This window comes from Streptomyces sp. NBC_00691, assembly GCF_036226665.1.
Classification (GTDB): Bacteria; Actinomycetota; Actinomycetes; order Streptomycetales; family Streptomycetaceae; genus Streptomyces.
This window is the reverse complement of the sequence record NZ_CP109007.1, coordinates 4,598,496-4,621,333: the sequence shown is the minus strand read 5'-3', so window position 1 is coordinate 4,621,333 and position 22,838 is coordinate 4,598,496. Positions and strand designations below refer to the sequence as shown.

Here is a 22,838-nt window from a genome sequence, read left to right as displayed (position 1 = left end):
CCGGGGTCGTACCGGCCGGGAGGGCGTACCGGCCGGGACACCGCCTAGGACGACAGCGCCGGCTGCGCCTCCGGGTGCAGCAGCAGGTCCGCGTGGTGGCGGGCCGTCGTCAGCGGGTGGGCCCGCAGCTTGCCCTTGAGCTCGTTGCGCCCGTACTCGGCGAACAGCGGGTTCGCGGGGTCGGCCGTGACGCCGGGCGCGGTCTCCGCGTACGGGAAGGCCAGCGGGGTGATCCGGGCGTCGAGCCGCGGGTTGTAGAAGAACGGCACCGAGTAGCGCTCCGTCGCCGAGGGCGGCGAGACGACCCGGTGGTTGGTGGCGATCAGATAGCCGTCGGTCGCCACTTCGAGGAGCTCGCCGAGGTTCACGACGAACGCTCCCGGCAGCGGCGGCACGTCGTGGAAGTTCCCGTCCTCCCGCTGGACCTGGAGCCCGCCCACCTGGTCCTGGAGGAGCAGGGTGAGGAAGCCGTAGTCCTTGTGCGCGCCGACTCCCTGGTCGTCGCCCTCGCCGCTGCTGCCCGGGTAGCGCACCAGCTTGAGGTGCGGGTGGGCGCGCGGTCCGAAGATGTCGTCGTAGAAGTCCGCGGACGCGCCGATCGAGGCGAGCAGCTCGTGCAGCAGCCGTTCGGCGACCCCGCTGAGCCGCTCGATCCAGTGCAGGGCCGCGGTCCGCAGCTCGGGGAGGGCCTCGGGCCACTGGTTGGGGCCTTCGAGCCACCAGTACGGGGCTTCCCAGGGCGCGGGGGTCCGCGCGGGGTGCTCGGCGCCGATGTCGAGCTGGTCGCGCCAGTCGCGTGCGCCGGCGGTGCGCTCGTCGCCGATGCGGGTGTAGCCGCGGAAGTGCGGCGAGTTGATGTTGTCGAGGGCGAGCCGGTCGGCCTCGGGCAGCGCGAAGAAGGCGTGCATCGCGGAGGTCAGGGCCCGCGTCTCGGCCTCGGTCACCCCGTGCCCGATCAGCTGGAAGAACCCGACGTCGTGTGCGGCCGAGTGGAGCTGGGCGTGGAGGAGGCGCCGGGCCTGGGGGTCACGGTCTGCGGCGGAGAGGTCGACGATGGGGAGCTGCGAGGAGTACGAGCTGCGAGTCATGGGTGCGTCCGCGGGGTCTACGGGTGCCCGGGGCGGCCGCCGAGGGTGGGGCGGGGGCCACGGGTGCCGGTCGGCTTGGGCTCTGAACGAGGGACCCGTCGGGGGGCGCTGGTGGTGCCCCTCGGGGGTCAGGCGGAGCGGCGACAGCTCATGGACGTGACGCGGACGAAGTCCACGTGGCGACGGCGTACGAGCGTAGGCATGCGACCAGAGTACTGCGGTGGGCAGGGATGGACTGTGGTGCGGGTCACGTACCACGGGAGGACGTGCGGCCATGACGGGACCGGGAAGGAAGATTCCCAGGTGGAGGCCTCGGGAGGGCCCGAATCTTTACGCCGGTGTTTCGGGTGGGCCCGAATCGGCCCGATTCCCCGTCACGCCAGCGCCTCGTCGAGCAGGAGCGCCCACTGGGCGACCACGCGTTCGCGGCGGGCGCGGTCGTCGGTGAGGAGGGTGGCGAGGCCGAGGCCGCGGGCCATGTCGAGGAGGCCCTGGACGGTCTCGCGGACACCGGGGCGGGACTCGTCGGCGCCGAGCACCTCGACGGCGATGCGGTGGGACTCGCGGCCGACGCGGGCCTCCAGCTCGGTCACGCGCGCGCGGAGCTGGTCCTCGCCGGAGGCGGCGACCCACAGGTGGAGGGCGGCTCGGAAGAGGGGGCCGGTGAAGAGGTCGACGAGCGCGGCGACGGCCTCGTGGCGGTCGCGGGAGGGCAGGTTCCGCAGCGCGTTCGAGCGCTCCTCGGCGACGTACTCGACGGCGGCCGTGAACAGGTCCTCGCGGGTCGGGAAGTGGTGCTGGGCGGCGCCCCTGGAGACGCCGGCCCGTTCCGCGACGACGGCGACCGTGGAGCCCGCCCAGCCGTGTTCGGCCAGGCAGGACACGGCCGCCTCCAGGAGCCGCTGCCGGGTGGCGCGGCTCCTGTCCTGCTTGGGTGCGGTCACAGCCGCCATGCGGGGTCCCGTCGTTCGAGGAAGGCCGTCATCCCCTCGCGCGCCTCGGTGGAGGCGAAGAGCGTGGCCGACCTCTGCACCAGGTCCTCCGCGTCGCGTTCGAAGGTCTCCAGGACTCTAGCGGTGACCAGCCGCTTCGCCTCGCGCAGGCCCTGCGGGGAGGCGGCGCGGAGGGCGTCGAGGATGCCGGGCAGGGCGTCCTCCCGGTCCGTGGCGAGCCCCATGGCGATCGCCTCCGGCACTCCGAACCGCTCGCCCGTCAGGTAGTGGCGGGCCGCCGCGCGGGGCTCCAGCTTCGGGAGGAGGGTGAGGGAGATGACGGCCGGGGCGACCCCGATCCGTACCTCCGTGAGCGCGAAGTCGGCCCCCTCCCCCGCCACGACGATGTCGGCGGCCCCGAGCAGGCCGAGGCCGCCGGCCCGGGTGCGGCTGCCCGCGGTGACGTGGGCGACGACCGGTTTCGGCAGCTCGACGAGCTGCCGGAGCAGATCGACGAAGGCGTACGGGCTCGGCGGCGCCTTGAGGTCGGCGCCCGCGCTGAACGTGGTGCCGGTGTGGGTGAGCACCACCGCCCGGACCGCGGCGTCCTTGCCGCAGGCGGTGAGCGCGTCGGCGAGCTCGGCGACGAGCGCCGCGGAGAGCGCGTTGCGGGTGGCCGGGGAGTCGAGGGCGAGGGTGGTGATCCCCCGCTCCTCGGTGACGTCGACCAGGGTCATGTGCGGTCCCTCAACTCTCGGTCTGGGAGCTCTCGGTCGCGGGCCTCACGGTCCCGGTCGCGGAGTTCTCGGCGGAGGATCTTCCCGGACGCTGCCCGGGGCACCGCCTCGACGAACTCGACGTCGCGGACCTTCTTGTACGGGGAGACCCGGGCGGCGACGTGCGCCATGACGTCCTCGGCGGTGAGGCCGGGGGCGGCGGCCTGGCGTACGACGTAGGCCTTGGGGATCTCGGTGCCGTCCGCGTCCGTGACGCCGATGACGGCGGCGTCGGCGACGCCCTCGTGGGTGAGGAGCAGTGCTTCGAGTTCGGCGGGGGCGACCTGGAAGCCCTTGTACTTGATGAGTTCCTTGACGCGGTCGACGACGAACAGCCAGCCGTCGTCGTCGACCCGGCCGATGTCGCCGGTGTGCACCCAGCCGTCGGCGTCGATCATGGCGGCGGTGGCGTCGGGCCGTCCGAGGTAGCCCTTCATGACCTGCGGTCCCCTGATGGCGACCTCGCCCTCCTCGCCGGGCGCCGCGTCCTTCGACGGGTCGTCGAGGGACAGGATCCGCATCTCCGTGGAGGGCAGCAGCTTGCCGACGGTGCCGGGCGGGGGGTTCCGGGCGGTGAGCGGGACGACGTGGGTCCCCGGGGACAGCTCCGTCATGCCGTACGCCTGGAGGACCGGCGGCAGTCCGAGCCGCGCCGAACAGGCTTCGGCGAGGGCCGCGTCGAGCGGGGCGGCGGCGCTGACGATGTACTCCAGGGAGGACAGGTCGTAGTCGGCGACGGCCGGGTGCTTGGCGAGGGCGAGCACGATCGGCGGGGCGACGTAGAGGCCGTTGATGCGGTGCTTCTGGATGGCGCCGAGGAAGGTGTCGAGCTCGAAGCGGGGCAGGACGACGACGGTGGCGCCCTGCCGGAGGGGCGCGTTCATGAGGGCGGTGAGCCCGTAGATGTGGAAGAACGGGAGGATCGCCAGGATCCGGTCGCCGGGCCCCATGGGGATGACCGGGTCGAGCTGGGCGAGGTTGGTGGCGATCGAGGCGTGGGTGAGCATCACGCCTTTGGGGACGCCGGTGGTGCCGGAGGAGTACGGGAGCGCGGCGACGTCCACGTCGGGGTCGACCTCGATCTCGGGCACCGGGCCGGTGGAGCCGAGGAAGGACTGCAGGGAGCGGGCGCCGTCCCGTGCCTCGTCGCAGACGAGGATCTCCTCGATTCCGCCCGCGAGTTCGGCCGCCGCGCGGGCGGCGGGCAGCAGCGGGGAGACGGTGACGATCCAGCGGGCGGAGGAGTCACGGAGCTGCTTGGCGAACTCCTCGGGGGTGGCCAGCGGGTGCACGGTGGTGACGGCGGCACCCGCGCGCGTGGCGGCGTAGAAGGCGACGGGGAAGAGCACGGTGTTGGGGCTGTGCAGCGCGAGCACGTCCCCCTTCCGCACCCCGGCCTCGGCGAGTCCGGCGGCGACCCGCCGGTGGAAGGCGTCGACCTGTCCGTACGTGAGGGTGAACTCCCCCGTTCCGTCGATCAGCGCGGGGGTGTCGCCCCGCTCGGCCGCGCGGCCGAGGACCACGTCGTGGATGGGCCGGGAGACGGTCGGAACGGCCTCGTACTCGCTGCGGAACACCATGCAAGCCCCCTGGAGAGGTGGGAGAGGTGGAAGGTGGTCGCCAGGATCGCGTGTGGGGGTACGGCTTGGGGAGACCTTGTCAGCACTCCGGGGAAACAATCAAGCATGCATGCATGATTCGCGGGAAGCGCGCCGCCCGCCCCCGTGTGCGGGGACGGGCGGTGCGTCGTGCCCTCGTGTCAGCTCTCGCAGCCGACGCCGTCGCCGTCGCGGTCGAGGTGGCGGCCGTAACCCGGGTCACCCACGTGGATGGGGGCGGCACCGGCCTCGCGGACGGCCGTGCAGTTGCGGTAGGAGACGCTGCCGCCGGAGGACGAGTCGTCCTCGGTGGGCTCGGGCGTCGGCTCCTGCGTCGGAACCGGCACCTGGGTGGGCTTCGGCTTCGGCCGCTGGGTGGTCGGCGCGGGCTTCGGGGCCGGCTTGTGGAGCACCTCGCCGGGGGCCTTCGGGCAGGGCGTGCCCGGCGCCGTCAGATGCACCACCGGCACCGCTGAGGAGACCGGCGCACCGGCCCGGGGGTTCTGGAAGCAGACGGTCCAGGTGCCGTACGCGGCGGGCAGTTCCACGTCCCCGTAGGCGGCCTCGGCCCGGCCCTGGTTGTCGGTGAGGAGCTGCTCGGCGTCCGCGTAGCTCCCGCCGACGAGCGAGGGCATCGCCGGGGTCTCCTCCGTCGGCGAGGGAGTGGGGGACGGGGTCGCGGTGGCGGCCGGCGCGGTGGCCGTCGCCGTGGCCGTCGGCTTCGCCGCGTCCTTCGCGTCGTTCTTCGCGTCGTCCGGGGAGTCGCTGAGGAGCAGCAGCAGGAACCACAGGGCGCCGAGGACGGTCGCGACGACCTTCTTGTTCTGGCTCCACCGGCTCGTCCAGGTCAGGGCTATGCCCACCGGAGGGAGGAAGACCAGGAGGCAGATGATCAGGGCGGGGTGCTGCCACCAGCGCCGTGCGGGCAGCGGGGCCGGAACGGGCTGGAACGGCGGTGGAGGCGAGTACACGTGCGTCTCCCGGAGGCTGTGAGCGTGTGCGACGTGCACGGATCGTACACAGAATGTTCACAACCGGTAGCCCTTCGTACGGAGGGTGAAACACGATCGGAACCGGCACTCCGTGCCGTGACCGGACTTCCCGGAGCCCGAACTTCCGCCTCTTGCAGGGTCATCGGGCGGTTAGCCTGCGCCCATGGTCTTCAAGCGCCTTCTGGGCATGGGCGGCATACCGCTCGAGATCGACACCGTCGTGCAGTCCGAACCGGCCCTGCCGGGCGGCATCCTGAGCGGGGAACTGGTCCTGCGCGCCGACCGTCGCATCGAGGTCAGGTCGATCTGGCTGAAACTCGTCACCGACGCGCCGGTCGCGCACAAGGGCGACGGAGACGGATACAGCGGCGACACCTTCGACTACCCGACGGCCAGCGGCCACTTCACCCTGGAGAAGGGCGAGGAGAAGCGGCTCCCCATCCGCCACCGGCTCAAGTGGGAGACCCCGCTGACCGAGGTGAAGGGGCAGCGCCTCGGGGTCCGTCTGGGCATCCACACCGAGGTCGAGGCCGAGGGCGTGAAGGCCCAGACGGACGACGACCCCGTCCACATCACCGCGCTGCCCCTGCACGAGGCCGTCCTCGACGCCTTCGCCGCCGAGGGATACGCCCTCCGGACCTCGCGCGTCCACAGCGGGAACATCCCCCGCACCGAATACCACGTCTACCGGGCCCAGGGACTCCTGCTCGTCGACGAGCGACCCGGGGGGAACCGCCCGGAGGAGCTGGAACTGCACTTCCACACCAACGCGGTCGGCTGCGAGATCTTCCTCCGCGAGGCGAAGCTCGACGAGCGCTACTGGACGAAGAAGCCGCCGGCCCGCCGCTTCGTGGCCGCCCACCACGAGGTCGGCCACGTGGACTTCACCGAGGCCGTCCGCCGCTGGACCGGCGAGGTCGGCCGGGTGGACGGAAGCCACCCGACCGGCGACCACGACGACTGAGCGCGCGTCCGGCACGGCCGGTGGCGAGCCGCCACCGGCCGACGGCACTCCGCGCCCGGTCAGTACGACTTGGGCAGCCCCAGCGTCTGGTGCGACACGTAGTTGAGGATCATCTCCCGGCTGACCGGGGCGATCCGGGCCACCCGCGCCGCCGTGACGAGCCGGGCCAGGCCGAACTCCTTGGTCAGACCGTTGCCGCCGAGGGTGTGGACCGCCTGGTCGACGGCCTTCACACAGGCCTCCGCCGCCGCGTACTTCGCCATGTTGGCGGCCTCGCCCGCGCCCATGTCGTCACCCGCGTCGTAGAGGTGCGCGGCCTTCGCCATCATCAGACGGGCCAGCTCCAGCTCGATGTGCGCCTGGGCGAGCGGGTGTGCGACGGCCTGGTGGGCGCCGATCGGGGCCTTCCACACCTGGCGCTCCTTCGCGTACTTCACTGCCTGCGCGAGCGCGTACCGGCCCATGCCGATCGCGAACGCGGCCGTCATGATCCGCTCCGGGTTGAGGCCCGCGAAGAGCTGGAGCAGCCCCGCGTCCTCGTCGCCGACGAGCGCGTCGGCCGGCAGGTGCACCTCGTCGAGCGTCAGCTCGAACTGCTTCTCGTTCGCATCGAGTTCCATCTCGATGTGCCGCCGCTGGAAGCCGGGGGCGTCGCGCGGGACGATGAAGAGACAGGGCTTGAGGCTGCCCGTGCGGGCGTCCGACGTACGGCCCACGATCAGCGTCGCGTCGGCGATGTCGACCCCCGACACGAACACCTTCCGCCCGTTGAGGACCCAGCCCTCCTCGGTACGGGTCGCGGTCGTCGTGATCCGGTGCGAGTTCGAGCCCGCGTCGGGCTCCGTGATGCCGAACGCCATCGTCCGGGAGCCGTCCGCAAGACCCGGCAGCCAGGCCCGCTTCTGCTCCTCGGTGCCGAAGCGGGCGATGACCGTGCCGCAGATCGCGGGCGAGACCACCATCATCAGGAGCGGCGCGCCGGCCGCGCCGGCCTCCTCCAGGACGATGGACAACTCGGCCATGCCGCCGCCCCCGCCGCCGTACTCCTCGGGCAGGTTGACCCCCAGATAGCCGAGCTTGCCGGCCTCCGCCCACAGGGCCGCCCGGTCGAAGCCGGGGCCGTGCCGGTGGCCGAGCGCGGAGACGGCGGCGCGGAGCGCGGTGAGCTCTTCACTCTCGATCATGGTGCTCATACGGTCTGGTCCTCCTGTGCTGCTTCGGTCGTGGCGTCGTCCGAGACGACGGCGAGCAGGGCACCTACCTCGACCTGGCGGCCGGGGGCGGCGTGGAGCGCGGTGAGCGTGCCGGAGGCGGGGGCGATGACGCGGTGCTCCATCTTCATGGCCTCCAGCCAGAGGAGCGGCTGCCCGGCGGTGACGCGGTCGCCGACGGCGAGGCCGTCCGCGACCCGGACGACGGTGCCGGGCATGGGGGCGAGCAGGGAGCCGGGCGCCGTCTGCTCACGGGGGTCGGTGAAGCGGGGGCGGACGGCGAGCCGGTGCGGTCCGGCGTGCACCAGGCCGTCCCCGTACGCCGCGACGCCGAAGTCCCGTACGACACCGCCGACGTCGAGGCGCACCCGGCCGGGGGTCACCGAGACCACCCGGACGCCTTCGGGGGCGGTGACCTCGTACCCGCCGTCCCGCGTCGGCCGGTAGCGGACCTCATGACCGCCGTAGGTCCGCGTCTCGTCCTGGGAGCGGAGGTTGCGCCAGCCACCGCCGAAGCGGCTCGGGCGGGTGGACGCCTCGGCGAGGGCGGCGGCGACGGCCGCGTACGCCTCGCCGTCCCGGGGCTCCGTCAGCACGTCCAGGTTCCGGTCGTAGAACCCGGTGTCCAGCAGCCCCGGATCCCCGAACTCCGGGTGCCGGAGGGAGGCCACCAGGAGGTCCCGGTTGGTGACCGGGCCGTGGATCCCGGCCCGCTCCAGGGCGTGGGCCAGCTTGCGGATCGCCTCCGCGCGCGTCGGGGCGTGGACGATCACCTTGGCGAGCATCGGGTCGTAGTGGACCCCGATCGTGTCCCCGGAGGCGTACCCGGTGTCGAGGCGGGTCCGGCCCTCCCCGGGCAGCTCGAAGCGGTGCAGGACGCCCGTCTGCGGGGCCCAGGCACGCGCAGGGTCCTCCGCGTACAGGCGGGCCTCGATCGCGTGGCCGCGGGGGGCCGGGGGCTCCGGCGGCAGGGCGCGGCCCTCGGCGACGGCGAGCTGGAGGGCGACGAGATCGACCCCGAACACCTCCTCCGTCACCGGGTGTTCGACCTGGAGGCGGGTGTTCATCTCCAGGAAGTGCGCCCTGGGGGTCCCCCCGGCCCGAGCGGAACCGAGAGCTCGGGGGGCGTCGGCCACCAGGAACTCGACCGTGCCCGCGCCGACGTAGCCGACGGCCTTCGCCGCCCGGACGGCCGTGTCCAGGAGGGACGCTTCGAGCGCGGCGGGCAGCCCGGGCGCCGGCGCCTCCTCGACGACCTTCTGGTGGCGCCGCTGGAGCGAGCAGTCACGGGTGCCGAGTGCCCAGGCGGTGCCGTGGGTGTCACAGAGGAGCTGGACCTCGACGTGCCGCCCGTTCTCGACGTACGGCTCGACGAAGACCTCGCCGTCCCCGAAGGCGCTGAGCGCCTCGGCCGAGGCAGCCGTCAACTCCTCCGGAAGCCGGTCGAGTTCCCGCACGATCCGCATGCCACGGCCGCCGCCGCCCGCCGCCGCCTTCACCAGGACGGGCAGGTCGGCCTCGGTCACGTCCGTCAGGGGCGCGATGCCGAGGAGCTCCTTGGCGCGGGTCTTGGACGCCATCGCCTCGATCGCCTCCGGCGGCGGACCGATCCACACCAGGCCGGCGTCGGTCACCTGCCGGGCGAAGCCGGCGTTCTCGGAGAGGAATCCGTAGCCGGGGTGGACGGCGTCGGCGCCGGCGGCGAGCGCGGCCTTCACCACCAGGTCGCCGCGGAGGTACGTCTCCGAGGGCGTCGCCCCCGGCAGCCGTACCGCCGTGTCCGCCTCCCGGACGTGCAGGGCGTCGGCGTCCGCGTCGGAGTACACGGCGACGGTCGAGATGCCCAGCTCACGGCAGGTGCGGAAGACCCGGCAGGCGATCTCGCCCCGGTTCGCGACCAGGACGGAGGTGATCATCGAGGGCTCGGTCATGGGGAGGTGCCTCACATTCGGAAGACGCCGAAGCCGCCGCGCGCGCCCTCGACCGGTGCCGTGTGGATCGCGGAGAGGCACAGCCCGAGGACCGTGCGGGTGTCGCGGGGGTCGATGACCCCGTCGTCGTAGAGCCGGCCGGAGAGGAACATCGGCAGGGACTCGGACTCGATCTGCGCCTCGACGAGCGCCCGGAGACCGGCGTCGGCCTCCTCGTCGTACGGCTGCCCCTTCGCGACGGCGCTCGCCCGCGCCACGATGGAGAGGACTCCGGCGAGCTGCTGCGGGCCCATGACGGCGGACTTGGCGCTGGGCCAGGCGAAGAGGAAGCGCGGGTCGTACGCCCGGCCGCACATGCCGTAGTGCCCGGCGCCGTAACTCGCCCCCATGAGGACGGACAGATGGGGCACGCGGGAGTTCGACACCGCGTTGATCATCATCGCGCCGTGCTTGATGATGCCGCCCTGCTCGTACTCCTTGCCGACCATGTAGCCGGTGGTGTTGTGGAGGAAGACCAGCGGGATGTCGCGCTGGTTGGCGAGCTGGATGAACTGCGCGGCCTTCTGCGACTCCGGGCCGAAGAGGACTCCCTGCGCGTTGGCCAGGATGCCGACCGGGTAGCCGTGCAGGCTCGCCCAGCCGGTCACCAGGCTCGGCCCGTACAGCGGCTTGAACTCGTCGAAGTCGGAGCCGTCGACGATCCGGGCGATCACCTCGCGCGGGTCGAAGGGCGTCTTGAGGTCCCCGGGCACGATCCCCAGCAGCTCGTCCTCGTCGTACGTCGGCGGCTCGGCGGGCGTGACGGGATCGGGGTGGGCCTTGCGGTGGTTCAGCCGGGCCACGATCCGGCGGGCCTGGCGGAGCGCGTCCGCCTCGTCGACGGCGTAGTGGTCGGCGAGCCCGGACGTCCGCGCGTGCATCTCGGCGCCGCCCAGGGACTCGTCGTCGCTCTCCTCGCCCGTCGCCATCTTCACCAGCGGCGGACCGCCGAGGAACACCTTCGACCGCTCCCGGATCATCACGGCGTGGTCGGACATGCCGGGGACGTACGCGCCACCGGCCGTCGAGTTGCCGAAGACGACCGCGACCGTGGGAATGCCGGCGGCGGAGAGCCGGGTGAGGTCGCGGAAGAGCGCCCCGCCCGGGATGAAGATCTCCTTCTGGGAGGGGAGATCGGCGCCGCCGGACTCGACGAGCGAGATCACCGGCAGACGGTTGGCGAACGCGATCTCGTTGGCCCGGAGGGCCTTCTTCAGCGTCCAGGGGTTGGAGGCGCCGCCGCGCACGGTCGGGTCGTTGGCGGTGATCAGGCACTCGACGCCCTCGACGACCCCGATGCCGGTGATCAGGGAGGCGCCGACCGCGTAGTCGCTGCCCCAGGCGGCGAGCGGCGACAGCTCCAGGAAGGGGGTGTCCGGGTCGACGAGCAGCTCGATCCGCTCGCGGGCGAGCATCTTGCCGCGCTTGCGGTGCCGCGCGACGTACTTCTCGCCGCCGCCCGCGAGCGCCTTGGCGTGCTCGGCCTCCAGCGCGATCAGCTTGTCGATCATGGCGGCGCGGTGGGCCCGGTAGTCGGATCCGCCGGTGTCGAGGGCGGAGGCGAGGACGGTCACAGGAGTCCCTCCGGGATGTCTGTTGCGCGGGAGCGGAGCCACTCGCCGAGGGCCTTGGCCTGAGGGTCGAAGCGGGCCTGGGAGGCGACGCCCTCGCCGAGGATCCCGGCGAAGGTGAAGTTGAGCGCGCGGAGCCGCGGAAGGACGTGCCGGGTGATGTCCGTGCCGGCCGTCTCGGGGAGGAGTTCCCGCACCCGCTCGACGGTCAGGGCGTGCGCGAGCCACCGCCACTCCTCCTCCGTGCGTGCCCAGACGCCGACGTTGGCGTCGCCGCCCTTGTCGCCGCTGCGGGCGCCGGCGATCCGGCCGAGGGGAGCCCGCCGGGCGGGCCCCGGCGGGAACGGCTCCGGGAGGGCCGGCTCGGGGACGGGCTCCAGTTCCCGCGTCCGCTGCGGTACGGGGACGGGGACGCGGGCCCCGTCCGGGAGGACGGCCGTGTGGGGGACGTCGCCGACCGGGACGTACGCGCTCTCGAAGACCCCGTAGGGGGCGCCCTTCCCGGGCGGCGCGGTGACATGGAAACCGGGGTAGCTGGCGAGGGCGAGTTCGATGGCGGCGCCGGTCAGGGCCCGGCCGACGGCCTCCGGGGCGGAGTCCCGGACGACGAGCCGGAGGAGGGCGCTCGCGGTCTCCTCCGTGTCGGCGTCGGGCCGGTCGGTCCGCACGAGCTCCCACCGGACCTCGCGGGGGCGGCCGCCCGCGAACGCGTCCTCGATCTGCCCCCGCACGAGGGCGGCCTTCTCCTCGATGTCGAGACCGGTCAGGACGAACACGACCTCGTTGCGGAAGCCCCCGAGCCGGCTGAGCCCGACCTTGACCGTCGGGGGCGGCGCCTCGCCCCGTACGCCGTCGATCCGGACCCGGTCGGGGCCTTCCTGGGTGAGCCGGACGGTGTCCAGGCGGGCGGTGACATCGGGCCCTGGGTAGCGGGCGCCGGCCGTCTCGTACAGGAGTTGGGCCGTGACCGTGCCGATGTCGACGAGGCCGCCGGTGCCGGGGTGCTTGGTGATGACGGCGCTGCCGTCCTCGTGGAGCTCGGCGATCGGGAAGCCGGGGCGGCGGAAGAGCGCCGGGTCGTGCTCACGGAAGAAGGCGTAGTTGCCGCCGGTGGCCTGGGTGCCGCATTCGAGGACGTGCCCGGCGACGACCGCGCCCGCGAGCCTGTCGTACTCCTCGGGCCCCCAGCCGAAGTGCCACTGCGCGGGCCCGGTGACGAGGGCGGCGTCGGTGACCCGGCCGGTGACGACGACGTCGGCGCCGGCGGCGAGGCAGGCGGCGATCCCGGCGCCCCCGAGATAGGCGTTGGCGGCCAGAGCGCCGTCGACGGCCGGAAGCCGGTCACCCTCCACGTGCGCGACCCGCGTGGGCAGGCCGAGCTTGGCGGCGAGGACGCGCAGGGCGTCGGCGAGACCGGCGGGGTTGAGACCGCCGGCATTGGTGACGATCCGGACCCCGCGGTCGTGGGCGAGGCCCAGGCCCTCCTCCATCTGGCGCAGGAAGGTCTTCGCGTACCCGGAGGCCGGGTCCTTGAGCTGGTCGCGGCCGAGGATGAGCATGGTGAGCTCGGCGAGGTAGTCACCGGTGAGGACGTCGAGCGCCCCCTCGGGCCCGCCGCCGGTGAGCATCTCGCGGACGGCGTCGAACCGGTCGCCGTAGAAGCCGGAGGCGTTGCCGATACGGAGGACCATCAGCGGGCTCCTTCGGCGGGCCGGGCCCCTTCGGCGGGCCGGCCCGGACCCGCCGGTCCGGCGAAGGCCTGGGCGATGGTGAGCCAGTGCGCGGCGTCCGGTCCGACGGCGACCAGGGAGGTGTCGTCGCGGTGCACGCGCTGGGTGACGAGCAGACAGAACTCCAGAGCCGGCCCGGTCACGGACTGCGCGGCGTCCTCGGGCCCGTAGACCCACAACTCCCCGCTCGGTGCGACGAGTTCCACCCGGACGGGCTCGGCGGGAACGGGCAGACCCCGCACCAGATAGGCGTAGCCCCGGGCACGGTGACCGATCCAGGCGACGTGCCGGATGCGGTCGGTCGGCGTACGGACGACTCCGAGGGCGTCGGCGACGTCCTGACCGTGCGCCCAGGTCTCCATGAGCCGGGCCGTGGCCATGGCGGGGGCGCTCATGGGCGGCCCGTACCAGGGGAACCGCGCCCCGGCCGGAACCGCCCGGAGGGCCTCCTGCAGCAGCTCACGCCCCTCGCGCCAGTGAGCGAGCAGCTCTCCGGGCGCCAGCTTCGCGCCCTCCTCGGCCCCCTCGTCGACGAAACGCTCGGGCGCGGCGAGGGCCTTGGCGGTCTCGGCGGCGAAGCCGTCGGGGTCGGTGGCGGCGAGCAGCGCGGCCCGGTCGGTCCAGGCGAGGTGCGCGATCTGATGGGCGACGGTCCAGCCGGGGGCGGGGGTGGGCGCGGCCCACTGCTCCTCGCTCACCTCGCCCACGAGCCGGTCGAGTGCGTCACTCTCGGCACGCAGGTCGTCGAGGACGACGACGGGGTCGGACACGGTGCGCTCCCCTCGGGGACGGGCGTTCACGGGCCTTCGCGAGGAGCATGACAGCGGCGACAGAAACAATCAAGCGTGCTTGCTTTAGATTCGGGGCGGGCCGGGAAGCGTCCCGTGGGGCCCTCGGACCGCGCCGCGCACTCGCCCGACGGCGCCGCTACCCGGCCACCCGCCGAGGCCGCGCCACCAGCTCGCCCCCGCAGTTGGGGCAGACGTCGTCCATCGCGTCGGCGCACGGCACGCAGAAGCTGCACTCGTACGAACAGATCCTTGCGGGCCCCTCCGCCACCAGCACCGCCGTCTCGCACCGCTCGCACCGCTCACGCATCTCCAGGGCCATGACGCCCCCCTCTCCTCGCACCTCGGACGACAGCCCCATCGTCCGAGGCGCCCCTTGGCCCCCGAAACAGCCCGGAGGTCAGGGGGCGACAGGATCGGGCCACGGCCGGCGGCGGCCGACCTCCGGACTCAGTGGCGGACCAGGCAGAACGGATGCCCCGCCGGGTCCGCGTAGACGCGCCAGCCACGGTCACCCCCGCCCGCGTCCAGGAGCGTCGCGCCCAGGGCGAGAACCTGCTCCTGCGCCTCCTCCAGGTCCCTCACCGCGAAGTCGAGATGCGACTGCTGGGGACGCTCGGGGGTCGGCCACGTCGGGGGGCGGTGGTCCGTGACGCCCTGGAAGCAGAGGACGAGCCCGCCGGGGGTGTGCAGGGTGGACCACATCCCGTCGAGGGACCACCGGGCGTCCGGGCGGTCGACCTCGCCGCCCAGCACCGAGCGGTAGAAGGCGGCGAGTTCGGCGGGGGCCGGGCAGTCGATCACGAGGCACTGCAGTTCAGCGATCATGCGCGGATCCTAGGACCCGCGCATGATCGAGAAAGCTCGTGCCACCGACCCGCGAGGGGCGACGCACCGGCACACCAGGGGCGACGCACCGGCCCGCCGGGGACGACCGGATCTAGCCCGCGACCCTGCCCCGCTCGCGCGCGGCCGCCCGCACCTGCGTCCGTACCGCTCCCATGCTCGCCGCGATCACCAGGGCGATCGCGAGCGCGTCGGTCAGGGACAGCGCCTGGCTGAGGATGAGGAAGCCGGCCGTCGCCGCGATGGCAGGTTCCAGGCTCATCAGGATGGCGAAGGTGGGGGCGGGCAGACGGCGCAGGGCGAGGAGTTCGAGGGTGTACGGCAGGACGGACGACATCAGCGCGACCGCGAGGCCGAGGCCGATCGTCGAGGGCACGAGGAGCTTGTCGCCCGCCTCCGCGATGCCCAGCGGCAGGCTGAGGACGGCACCGAAGGCCATCGCGAGCGCGAGGCCGTCCGCCTGCGGGAAACGCCGGCCCGTGCGCGCGCTGAAGACGATGTACGTGGCCCACATCGCGCCCGCCGCGAGCGCGAAGGCCGCACCCAGCGGATCGAGACGGTCGAAGCCGCCGCCGCTGAGCAGGACGACGCCACCGAGGGCGAGTCCCGCCCAGAGCAGATTCATCAGCCGCCGGGAGGCGACCACCGAGAGGATCAGCGGGCCGAGGACCTCCAGGGTGACCGCGGCCCCCAGCGGGATCCGGTCGGCCGCCTGGTAGAAGAGGATGTTCATGCCCGCCATCGCCGCGCCGAAGGCGACGATCGTGCCCCAGTCCGCCCGGCCGTAGCCGCGGACCTTCGGGCGGCAGACGATCAGCAGGACGGCCGCGGCGAGCACGAGCCTGAGGGTGACGACGCCGAGGGCGCCGGCCCGGGGCATGAGGAGGACGGCGAGAGCCGAACCGAACTGCACGGAGAGCCCGCCCGTGACGACGAGCACGACGGGCCCGAACCGGTGGCCCGCGAGCCCCTTGGGCCCTGGTACGCCCTGGGCGCCGCCGACGGGTACGGCCGGCGACTCGGGGCCGACCACGGTCCCCACCGGGCCCGCCTCCTTGACCGGACTGATGTCCACCGACCACTCCTCAAGTGTTCACTGCATTGAACTTCCAGTCCAGAATAGTGCACCACCGGTCTGCTGTCACCGGAGTCCCCTCCCACGCTACGAGCCCCCGCGCGGCACCGGAAATGCCGATTGCGCTGCGGTTATGCTCCGGACGCATGAGCATCGAGCTACGCCACCTCCGCTGCTTCCTCGCCATCGCCGAAGAATCCAGCCTCACCAGGGCGGCAGCCCGGCTCCACCTCACCCAACCGGCCGTGTCCCGCACGCTCGCCGCCCTGGAGCAGCACCTCGGCGCACGGCTCGTGGACCGCTCCACCCACCACCTCGCCCTCACGGCCGAGGGCCGCGCCTTCCAGGACCGGGCCGCGGCGGCGCTCGCGGCGTTCGAGGCGGCCGTCGACCCGGCGAGACTGCGCCACCGGCCGCTCCGGCTCGGACACGCCTGGTCGGCCTTCGGCCCGTACACGACACCCCTGCTCCGCCGCTGGCAGCGCGAACACCCCGAGACCCCCCTCGAACTCCTCCGCATCGACGACCGCACGGCCGGCCTGACCCGGGGCGAGGTGGACGCGGCGCTGCTGCGGGGACCGGTCGACGCGCCGGGCCTGGTCACGGAGGAACTCACCACGGAGGGGCGCGTCGCCGCCGTACCGGCCGACGGCCCGCTCGCCGAACACCCCCGCCTCACCCTCGACGACCTGGCCGGCGGAACCGTGGTCCTCAACACGGTCTCGGGCACGACCACCCTCACCCTCTGGCCGGCGGCCGCGCGCCCGGCGGCCACGGTCACGGTCGCCAACACCGACGACTGGCTGACGGCGATCGCGGCGGGCAGGGGCGTCGGCGTCTCGTCCGCGTCGACGGCGGCCCTGCACCCGCACCCGGGGGTGACCTACCGGCCCCTGCCGGACGCCCCGCCGCTCCCGGTGGTCCTGGCCTGGCGGGACGCGTTCCCGCACCCAGCGACGGGGGCGCTGGTGGCGATGGCACGGGAGATCGTGAGCGGAGGCTGACGCCCTCTCGTTCGGCGCCGCACCCGACGACGGGACCGGCCTCCTTTCGAAGGAACGCGAATCCGCGGGCACACGAGCGCAAGCCGGGCGGCAACGGCGAGACCGACAAGCGGGCTTCTGGTGGGACCGCCCTCTTTCCGAGAGTCGCTCCTTCCGGCGGCGCGTCAAGGGCGCTCCCTGCGGTCGCGTCGGCTTCGCCGATTCCGCTGCGCTCCACCCTTGACCCACCACCTCCAGGAGCGAAGACACTCTCGGAGGGCGGTCCGGGGGGCGGGGTCCACGCCGGGCCCCGGGTAGTGGCCGGGGTGGCGTGGGCGCCTTGCGGGCCGGTGGGGTGGGGCTGGGTTCGCGGCCGGGGTCGGTGGGGATCCGTCGACTCGTGCGGGGTGCGCGGTTGTTGAATGGGGCGGCCGGGCGGCGCTCAGCGACGAAAGGCCGGTTGATGGCGGGGCTTCAAGCCCCGCTGGTCACTCCCGGCGGGTCGGGGCGTGAGTAACTCGACATTACTCCGAGTAACCCACCGGGGAAAGGTGGGCGAATGGTGCAACTCGCCCTTATCGGGCGATGAAGTGCAGGAAACTCTCGCCGCCCGCTCCCACCACCCACCGGACAGCGACCAGCGGGGCCTGAACCCCTGCCCCGCGGCGACGGGCAGTCGCCAAGCCAAGCCAGGCCGCCCCACTCAACAACCGCGCACCCCGAAACAAGAGAAAGCGGCCCGCCCCGCCCCGCCGCGAACCCAGCCCCACCCCACCGGCCCCACGCCCGCCCACGGCGCGTGGCCACTGCCCGGACCCCCCCGCGCGGCCCCGCCCCCGGCCGCCCTCCGAGTGTGAAAAGGCGGCCTGCGCCGCCGGGTCAAGGGTGGGCACAGCCCATCGCGCAGCGACGCGACCGCAGGGAGCGCCCTTGACGCGGTGGTGCAGGACGCCACACTCGGAAAGAGGGCGGCCGCACCCGAGACCCACCCTGAACGGTCACCCCAGAGACCCGTTCAGAGCCCCGTCAGAAGACCCGGTCGTAGCCGTTCCAGCCCGTACCGACCCTCGTCCGTCCCGCGAACGGGGGCGTCGCACTGCCCGTGCCCTCCGAGGTCGGCGTCAAGATCCGGACGGTCCCGGTCCACTGTCCACCGCCTCCGCCAGCACCTCCGCCAGATGCCGGCCCCGCACCCCCGCCAGGTCCGCCATCTGCGTCCTGCACGAGAAGCCGTCGGCCAGGATGTCGGCGCCCGGGGCCGCCTTCCTCAGCGCCGGCAGCAGCTGATCCTCCGCGCACTTCACCGAGACCTCGTAATGGCCCGGCTCGAAGCCGAAGTTGCCCGCGAGGCCACAGCAGCCGCCCGCCAAGTCCCCTGTCAGACCGGCGCGTTCGCGCAGACGGCGATCGGCCGCGTCGCCCAGCACCGCGTGCTGATGGCAATGCGTCTGACCCGTCACCGGGCGGTTCAGGCGCGGCGGCTCCCAGTCCGGCGCCAGCGTCTCCAGCGCCTCCGCGAACGTCCGCACCGACGCCGCCAGACGAGCCGCTCTCGGGTCGTCCGGCAGCAGCTCCGGCAGGTCGGTCCGGAGCGTCGCCGCACAGGAGGGTTCCAGCACCACCACGGGCCCCAGGGGCCCGGCGGCCTCCCCGCCCTCGCCCTCCATCACGTCCAGCGCCCTCCGCATCACCCTCCGCGCGGCCCCCAGCTGCCCCGTCGACACATACGTCAGCCCGCAGCACACCCTCGCCTGCGGCAGCGCGACCCCCAGCCCCGCCGCCTCAAGAACCCGGACCGCCGCCCTGCCCACCTCCGGTGCCAGATGGTCCGTGAAGGTGTCCGGCCACAGCGTCACCGCCGGCGGGCGGGACGAGGCGCGCTCGGCGAACCACGCCGTGAACGTCCCCGCCGCCACCCTCGGCATCGCCCGCTCCGGTGTCACCCCCGCGAGGCGCGCCGCGAACGGCAGCCGCATCCCGGCGTTCAGCCCCCGCCCGAACAGGTCCAGCCAGTGCGGCAGCCTGCCCATCGTCCAGTGCGAGCGCGGCCTGCGCAGGAAGCCGAACGGTCCCGCGTAGTGACGGTCCAGGAACTCCGCCTTGTACGCGGCCATGTCGACGCCCACCGGGCAGTCGCTGCGGCACCCCTTGCACGACAGACAGAGGTCGAGCGCCTCCCGGACCTCCTCCGAGCGCCAGCCGTCCGTGATCACCTCGCCGAGCGCCATCTCGTGGAGCAGCCTCGCCCGCCCTCGCGTCGAGTGCTTCTCCTCCCCCGTCGCCCGATACGAGGGACACATCACTCCCGGCCCCGAACTCGGGCCCTCGACACGGCACTTGGCCACCCCCACACACCGGGCCGCCTCCCTGCCAAGACCCACCAGCGGCAGCCCGGCGAACCGCAGCCCCTCGTCGAGCGGGCGCGGCCGGACCAGCATCCCCGGGTTGAGGCCGCCGTCCGGGTCCCAGACGTCCTTGACCGCGCCGAACAGCCCGACGAGCTCCTTCCCGTACATCCTCGGCAGCAGCTCGGCCCGCGCCTGCCCGTCGCCGTGCTCCCCGGAGAGCGAGCCGCCGTGGGCGACCACGAGGTCGGCGACCGCCTCCGAGAAGCGGCGGAAGTCCCGTACGCCCTTCTCCGTCCACAGGTCGAAGTCGATCCGGACGTGGACGCAGCCGTCGCCGAAGTGCCCGTACGGGACTCCCCGGAGGCCGAAGTCCGCAAGGAGCGAACGGAATTCGCGGAGGTACGCGCCGAGCCGCGCCGGCGGCACCGCGCAGTCCTCCCATCCCGGCCACGCCTCTCCGCCTCCCCCGGGCCCCGTCCGGGAGCCGTCCCCGGCGATCCGGGTGGCCGTACCCGCCGCGTCCTCGCGGATCCGCCACAGCGCCCGCCGGCCTGCCGGGTCCCGCACGACGGCGGAGCCGATCGCGTCGGCCGCCCGCACGAGCCGCCGTGCCTCTCCCTCCCCGTCCATCTCGCAGAACAGCCAGGCGCCGCCCTTCGGCAGACCGGAAGCACCCCGTACGAGATCGGCGGCCATCCCCTCCACGGTCAGCGGCCGGTACGGCAGAAGCCCCGCCGCGGCCTCCGCCGCCGCGCTCTCGTCCGCGTACCCGAGCACCACGAGCACCGGATCGGCCGGCAGCGGGACGAGCCGGACCGTCGCCTCCGTCACCAGCCCCAGCGTCCCCTCGCTGCCGCAGAACGAGCGGGCCACGTCCACCCCCCGCTCCGGGAGCAGCGCGTCCAGCGCGTATCCGGAGATGCGGCGCGGCAGACCGGCCGGGTAACCGGTCCTCAGGAGGGCGAGACGACTGTCGACGAGGTCGAGGAGTCCGGCGGGCGCGCCCCGCCCCTCGCGCCCCAGCGTCAACCTGTCGCCCCGGTACGTCATCACCTCCAGCGAGCGCACGTTGTCCGCCGTGGTCCCCCAGGCGACTGAGTGCGCCCCGCACGCGTTGTTGCCGATCATGCCGCCGAGGGTGCAGCGGCTGTGCGTCGACGGATCGGGGCCGAAGGTCAGGCCGTACGGGCGGGCCGCCGCCCGCAGCCGGTCGAGGACGAGCCCCGGCCGAACCACGGCCGTGCGTGCCTCCGGGTCGAGGGAGACGATCCCGCCCATGTGCCGTGTGAGGTCGAGCACGACGCCGACGCCGGTCGACTGGCCTCCGATCGAGGTCCCGGCGCCGCGCGCGACGACCGGGGTGGTGCCGTGCGCCCGGCAGACCTCCAGGACCGCCGCCAGGTCGTCGGTGTCGCGCGGCGCGACCGTACCGGCCGGAACGCGGCGGTAGTTGGAGGCGTCCATGGTCGTCAGCGCCCTTGCGGTGACGGAGAAGTCGACCTCTCCGGCGACCGCCGCGCGCAGGTCGGCGGCCAGGCCCGCCGTGTGTTGCTCGTGTGTTCCCACAAGGCCAGGATGTCTCAGAGCTCGTCTCATCGGGCGGACATCCGGCGACCGGCCCCTTCCCGACCCGATACTCTCCGCCTCGTGGCTGATATCCAGATTCCCGCTGACATCAAGCCCGCCGACGGCCGTTTCGGCGCGGGCCCCTCCAAGGTGCGTACGGAGGCGCTGGACGCCCTGGCCGCCACCGGCACCTCTCTCCTCGGCACGTCCCACCGCCAGGCTCCGGTCAAGAACCTGGTCGGCGAGGTACGTTCCGGCATCCGTGACCTCTTCTCGCTCCCCGAGGGCTACGAGGTGATCCTGGGCAACGGCGGCTCCACCGCCTTCTGGGACGTCGCGACCCACGGGCTGATCGAGCGCAAGTCGCAGCACCTCACCTTCGGCGAGTTCTCCTCCAAGTTCGCGAAGGCCGCCAAGCTGGCCCCGTGGCTGGCCGAGCCGACCGTGATCTCCTCCGACCCGGGCACTCACCCGGAGCCGGTGGCCGAGGCGGGCGTGGACGTCTACGCGTACACGCACAACGAGACCTCGACCGGTGTCGCCGCCCCGATCAAGCGGGTCGCCGGCGCCGACCAGGGCTCCCTCGTCCTCGTGGACGCGACCTCCGGCGCGGGCGGTCTCCCGGTCGACATCACCGAGACGGACGTCTACTACTTCGCCCCGCAGAAGTCCTTCGCCGCCGAGGGCGGCCTGTGGCTCGCGGCCTTCTCCCCGGCCGCGCTGGAGCGGGCGCAGTCGATCCACGACTCCGGACGGCACATCCCGGAGTTCTTCTCGCTGACGACGGCGATCGACAACTCGCTGAAGAACCAGACGTACAACACCCCGGCGCTCTCGACCCTCTTCCTGCTCAACGAGCAGCTGAAGTGGATCAACGGCCAGGGCGGTCTGGACTGGGCCGTGGCCCGCACGAAGGAGTCCTCGGACGCGCTGTACGGCTGGGCCGAGGAGTCCAAGTACGCGACGCCGTTCGTCGCGGACGCGGCCAAGCGCTCGCAGGTCATCGGCACGATCGACTTCGCCGACGAGATCGACGCGGCGGCGGTCGCGAAGGCGCTGCGCGCGAACGGCATCGTCGACACGGAGCCGTACCGCAAGCTGGGCCGCAACCAGCTGCGGGTCGCGATGTTCCCCGCGATCGACCCGGCGGACGTGCGTGCCCTGACGGCCTGCATCGACTACGTGATCGAGAAGCTCTGACACGCACCGTGTGACCTCTCCGTGCGAGGCGCACGCGACACGGACGAAGGGCCCGGTACCGGAGACATCCGGTACCGGGCCCTTCGGCGTGTGCGGGGTGCGGCCCCGTGTCAGTCCCGCCGCAGCAGTCGCTTGATGCCGAAGACGACGACGAACGCGCCCGCCAGGACCAGGAAGCCGACCGTGACGTTCCCCTTCTCGCCGTCGGCCGACGGGGACTGCGGGGACTGCGGCGCACCCGGGGTGTCCGGGCTGCTCCCCGGCTTCTGCGAGGAGCGTCCGGCGTCCTGCCGCTCCAGCCGCACCACACGGCTCTTCTGGCCCTCGGAGCCGAGCATGAACGCGGAGCCGTCCGTCGTGTACGTCACCGATTCCGCCTGGCCCTGGAACGGGGCTCCGATCGACGTGCCCCCGTCGCCGAGCCGGCCGTCCTTCCACGCGTACTCGCGCGCCATGAGGTAGCCGCGCAGGACCAGGTGGCCGCCGTCCGGCGAGAAGGCGCCGTCGGTCACCCACGGGACCTCGCCGACCCGCCGGAAGGTGTTCGTCCCGGACGAGGAGAGCCGCTCGGGGCCCTCGTACAGACCGCCGCCGTCCTCGTTCTTGCTCGCGATGTACACCCGGCCGGTCTTCGAGTGGACCATCAGCGCCTCGGCGTTGCGCGCCCCGTCGGCGTACTTCACGACGTACTGCCTGGCCGCCACCTTCTGGTCCTTGAGGACCTTCGGCTCGGGGAAGCGGTAGATCCAGACGTGGTCCCAGGAGCCGTCCAGGTTGTCGCCGATGTCGCCGACGTAGATGTCGCCGTCCGGGCCGACCGCGATCGCCTCCATGTCCCGGGGGGTGCCGACGCCCTGCATGGTGAGGGTCGCGACCGTCTTTCCCGTGCGGGAGTCGATGCCGTAGATCAGGGGGGCGTCCTGGTCGTTGTGCGTCCAGTAGATCCCGGGGTGGGCCCGGCTCGCGGCGAGGCCGCTGGACTCGGTGACACGGGAGTCCTCGATGGTGAAGTCCCGGTCCGGCTCCTGTCCTTCGGCACGGGCATGGCCGGCCGGGAGCAGTACCAGGGCCGCCGCCGCGCCGAGGGCGCACAGAGCAGATCGCATGCCCCCCAGCCTGCCACGACGCGGCCCCGGACACCTGACGGGAAGATCGTCCGTCACCCGGTGACCTCCCGCGCCGCCTGGCGGCGAAACCCGC

Annotated in this window: 18 protein-coding genes; 3 read left to right on the top strand and 15 right to left on the bottom strand. The window is 73.2% G+C overall.

Going from position 1 to position 22,838, the window contains the following annotated elements:
- Window positions 1-44 precede the first annotated feature (44 nt).
- The 5 genes from OG392_RS20930 to OG392_RS37550 form a co-directional block, all read right to left on the bottom strand.
- Entirely contained in the window at window positions 45-1,088 is a 1,044-nt protein-coding gene (locus OG392_RS20930; RefSeq protein ID WP_329281633.1) for an isopenicillin N synthase family dioxygenase, read from the bottom strand.
- A 374-nt stretch (window positions 1,089-1,462) separates the two neighbouring features.
- On the bottom strand, window positions 1,463-2,041 hold the full coding sequence (locus tag OG392_RS20925) for a TetR/AcrR family transcriptional regulator (protein WP_329281631.1): 579 nt from the start codon (window positions 2,039-2,041) through the stop codon (window positions 1,463-1,465).
- Entirely contained in the window at window positions 2,029-2,757 is a 729-nt protein-coding gene (locus OG392_RS20920; RefSeq protein ID WP_329281629.1) for an enoyl-CoA hydratase family protein, read from the bottom strand. Before OG392_RS20920 ends, OG392_RS20925 begins: the two co-directional genes overlap by 13 nt.
- On the bottom strand, window positions 2,754-4,376 hold the full coding sequence (locus tag OG392_RS20915) for an AMP-binding protein (protein ID WP_329281627.1): 1,623 nt from the start codon (window positions 4,374-4,376) through the stop codon (window positions 2,754-2,756). The genes OG392_RS20920 and OG392_RS20915 overlap by 4 nt, the downstream gene beginning before the upstream one ends.
- A gap of 179 nt (window positions 4,377-4,555) precedes the next feature.
- Window positions 4,556-5,365: an excalibur calcium-binding domain-containing protein gene (locus OG392_RS37550; RefSeq protein WP_443054826.1), complete on the bottom strand. Its 810-nt coding sequence runs from the start codon at window positions 5,363-5,365 to the stop codon at window positions 4,556-4,558.
- A 184-nt stretch (window positions 5,366-5,549) separates the two neighbouring features.
- Here OG392_RS37550 and OG392_RS20905 point away from each other — a divergent pair, with 184 nt between their 5' ends.
- Window positions 5,550-6,350: a sporulation protein gene (locus OG392_RS20905; protein ID WP_329281625.1), complete on the top strand. Its 801-nt coding sequence runs from the start codon at window positions 5,550-5,552 to the stop codon at window positions 6,348-6,350.
- Window positions 6,351-6,409: 59 nt separating this feature from the next.
- Here the strand turns inward: OG392_RS20905 and OG392_RS20900 are convergent, their stop codons facing one another.
- From OG392_RS20900 to OG392_RS20865, 8 genes are all read right to left on the bottom strand, one after another.
- A complete protein-coding gene (locus OG392_RS20900; RefSeq protein WP_329281623.1) occupies window positions 6,410-7,543 on the bottom strand; it encodes an acyl-CoA dehydrogenase family protein in 1,134 nt (377 codons plus the stop codon).
- On the bottom strand, window positions 7,540-9,477 hold the full coding sequence (locus OG392_RS20895) for an ATP-binding protein (RefSeq protein ID WP_329287377.1): 1,938 nt from the start codon (window positions 9,475-9,477) through the stop codon (window positions 7,540-7,542). Before OG392_RS20895 ends, OG392_RS20900 begins: the two co-directional genes overlap by 4 nt.
- 26 nt (window positions 9,478-9,503) lie before the next feature.
- Entirely contained in the window at window positions 9,504-11,105 is a 1,602-nt protein-coding gene (locus tag OG392_RS20890) for an acyl-CoA carboxylase subunit beta (RefSeq protein ID WP_329281622.1), read from the bottom strand.
- Window positions 11,102-12,793 carry an acyclic terpene utilization AtuA family protein gene (locus OG392_RS20885; RefSeq protein ID WP_329281620.1) on the bottom strand — a complete coding sequence of 564 codons (1,692 nt, stop codon included), beginning with the start codon at window positions 12,791-12,793 and terminating at the stop codon, window positions 11,102-11,104. The genes OG392_RS20890 and OG392_RS20885 overlap by 4 nt, the downstream gene beginning before the upstream one ends.
- Window positions 12,793-13,602, bottom strand: coding sequence for a TIGR03084 family metal-binding protein (locus OG392_RS20880; RefSeq protein ID WP_329281618.1), 810 nt, complete (start codon window positions 13,600-13,602; stop codon window positions 12,793-12,795). The genes OG392_RS20885 and OG392_RS20880 overlap by 1 nt, the downstream gene beginning before the upstream one ends.
- Before the next feature lie 157 nt (window positions 13,603-13,759).
- A complete protein-coding gene (locus OG392_RS20875; protein ID WP_329281616.1) occupies window positions 13,760-13,942 on the bottom strand; it encodes a DUF1272 domain-containing protein in 183 nt (60 codons plus the stop codon).
- Window positions 13,943-14,070: 128 nt separating this feature from the next.
- Entirely contained in the window at window positions 14,071-14,448 is a 378-nt protein-coding gene (locus OG392_RS20870) for a VOC family protein (protein ID WP_329281614.1), read from the bottom strand.
- A gap of 112 nt (window positions 14,449-14,560) precedes the next feature.
- Window positions 14,561-15,541, bottom strand: a complete 981-nt coding sequence (locus OG392_RS20865; RefSeq protein WP_329281612.1) for an EamA family transporter — start codon at window positions 15,539-15,541, stop codon at window positions 14,561-14,563.
- Between the two features lie 146 nt (window positions 15,542-15,687).
- Between OG392_RS20865 and OG392_RS20860 the strand changes: the two genes are divergently transcribed.
- The gene (locus tag OG392_RS20860) at window positions 15,688-16,545 is read left to right on the top strand and encodes a LysR family transcriptional regulator (protein ID WP_329281610.1); all 858 of its coding nucleotides are present in this window, start codon (window positions 15,688-15,690) and stop codon (window positions 16,543-16,545) included.
- 1,100 nt (window positions 16,546-17,645) lie between these two features.
- On the opposite strand, the gene OG392_RS20855 is transcribed toward OG392_RS20860, so the two are convergent.
- Window positions 17,646-20,468 (bottom strand): FAD-binding and (Fe-S)-binding domain-containing protein, encoded by a 2,823-nt coding sequence (locus OG392_RS20855; protein WP_329281608.1) that lies wholly within the window; start codon window positions 20,466-20,468, stop codon window positions 17,646-17,648.
- A 51-nt stretch (window positions 20,469-20,519) separates the two neighbouring features.
- On the opposite strand from OG392_RS20855, the gene serC reads away from it, so the two are divergent.
- Window positions 20,520-21,638, top strand: a complete 1,119-nt coding sequence (gene serC, locus OG392_RS20850; protein WP_329281606.1) for a phosphoserine transaminase — start codon at window positions 20,520-20,522, stop codon at window positions 21,636-21,638.
- A 110-nt stretch (window positions 21,639-21,748) separates the two neighbouring features.
- Here serC and OG392_RS20845 read toward each other — a convergent pair whose 3' ends face one another.
- Window positions 21,749-22,744, bottom strand: a complete 996-nt coding sequence (locus OG392_RS20845; RefSeq protein ID WP_329281604.1) for a WD40 repeat domain-containing protein — start codon at window positions 22,742-22,744, stop codon at window positions 21,749-21,751.
- Window positions 22,745-22,838: the final 94 nt, after the last annotated feature.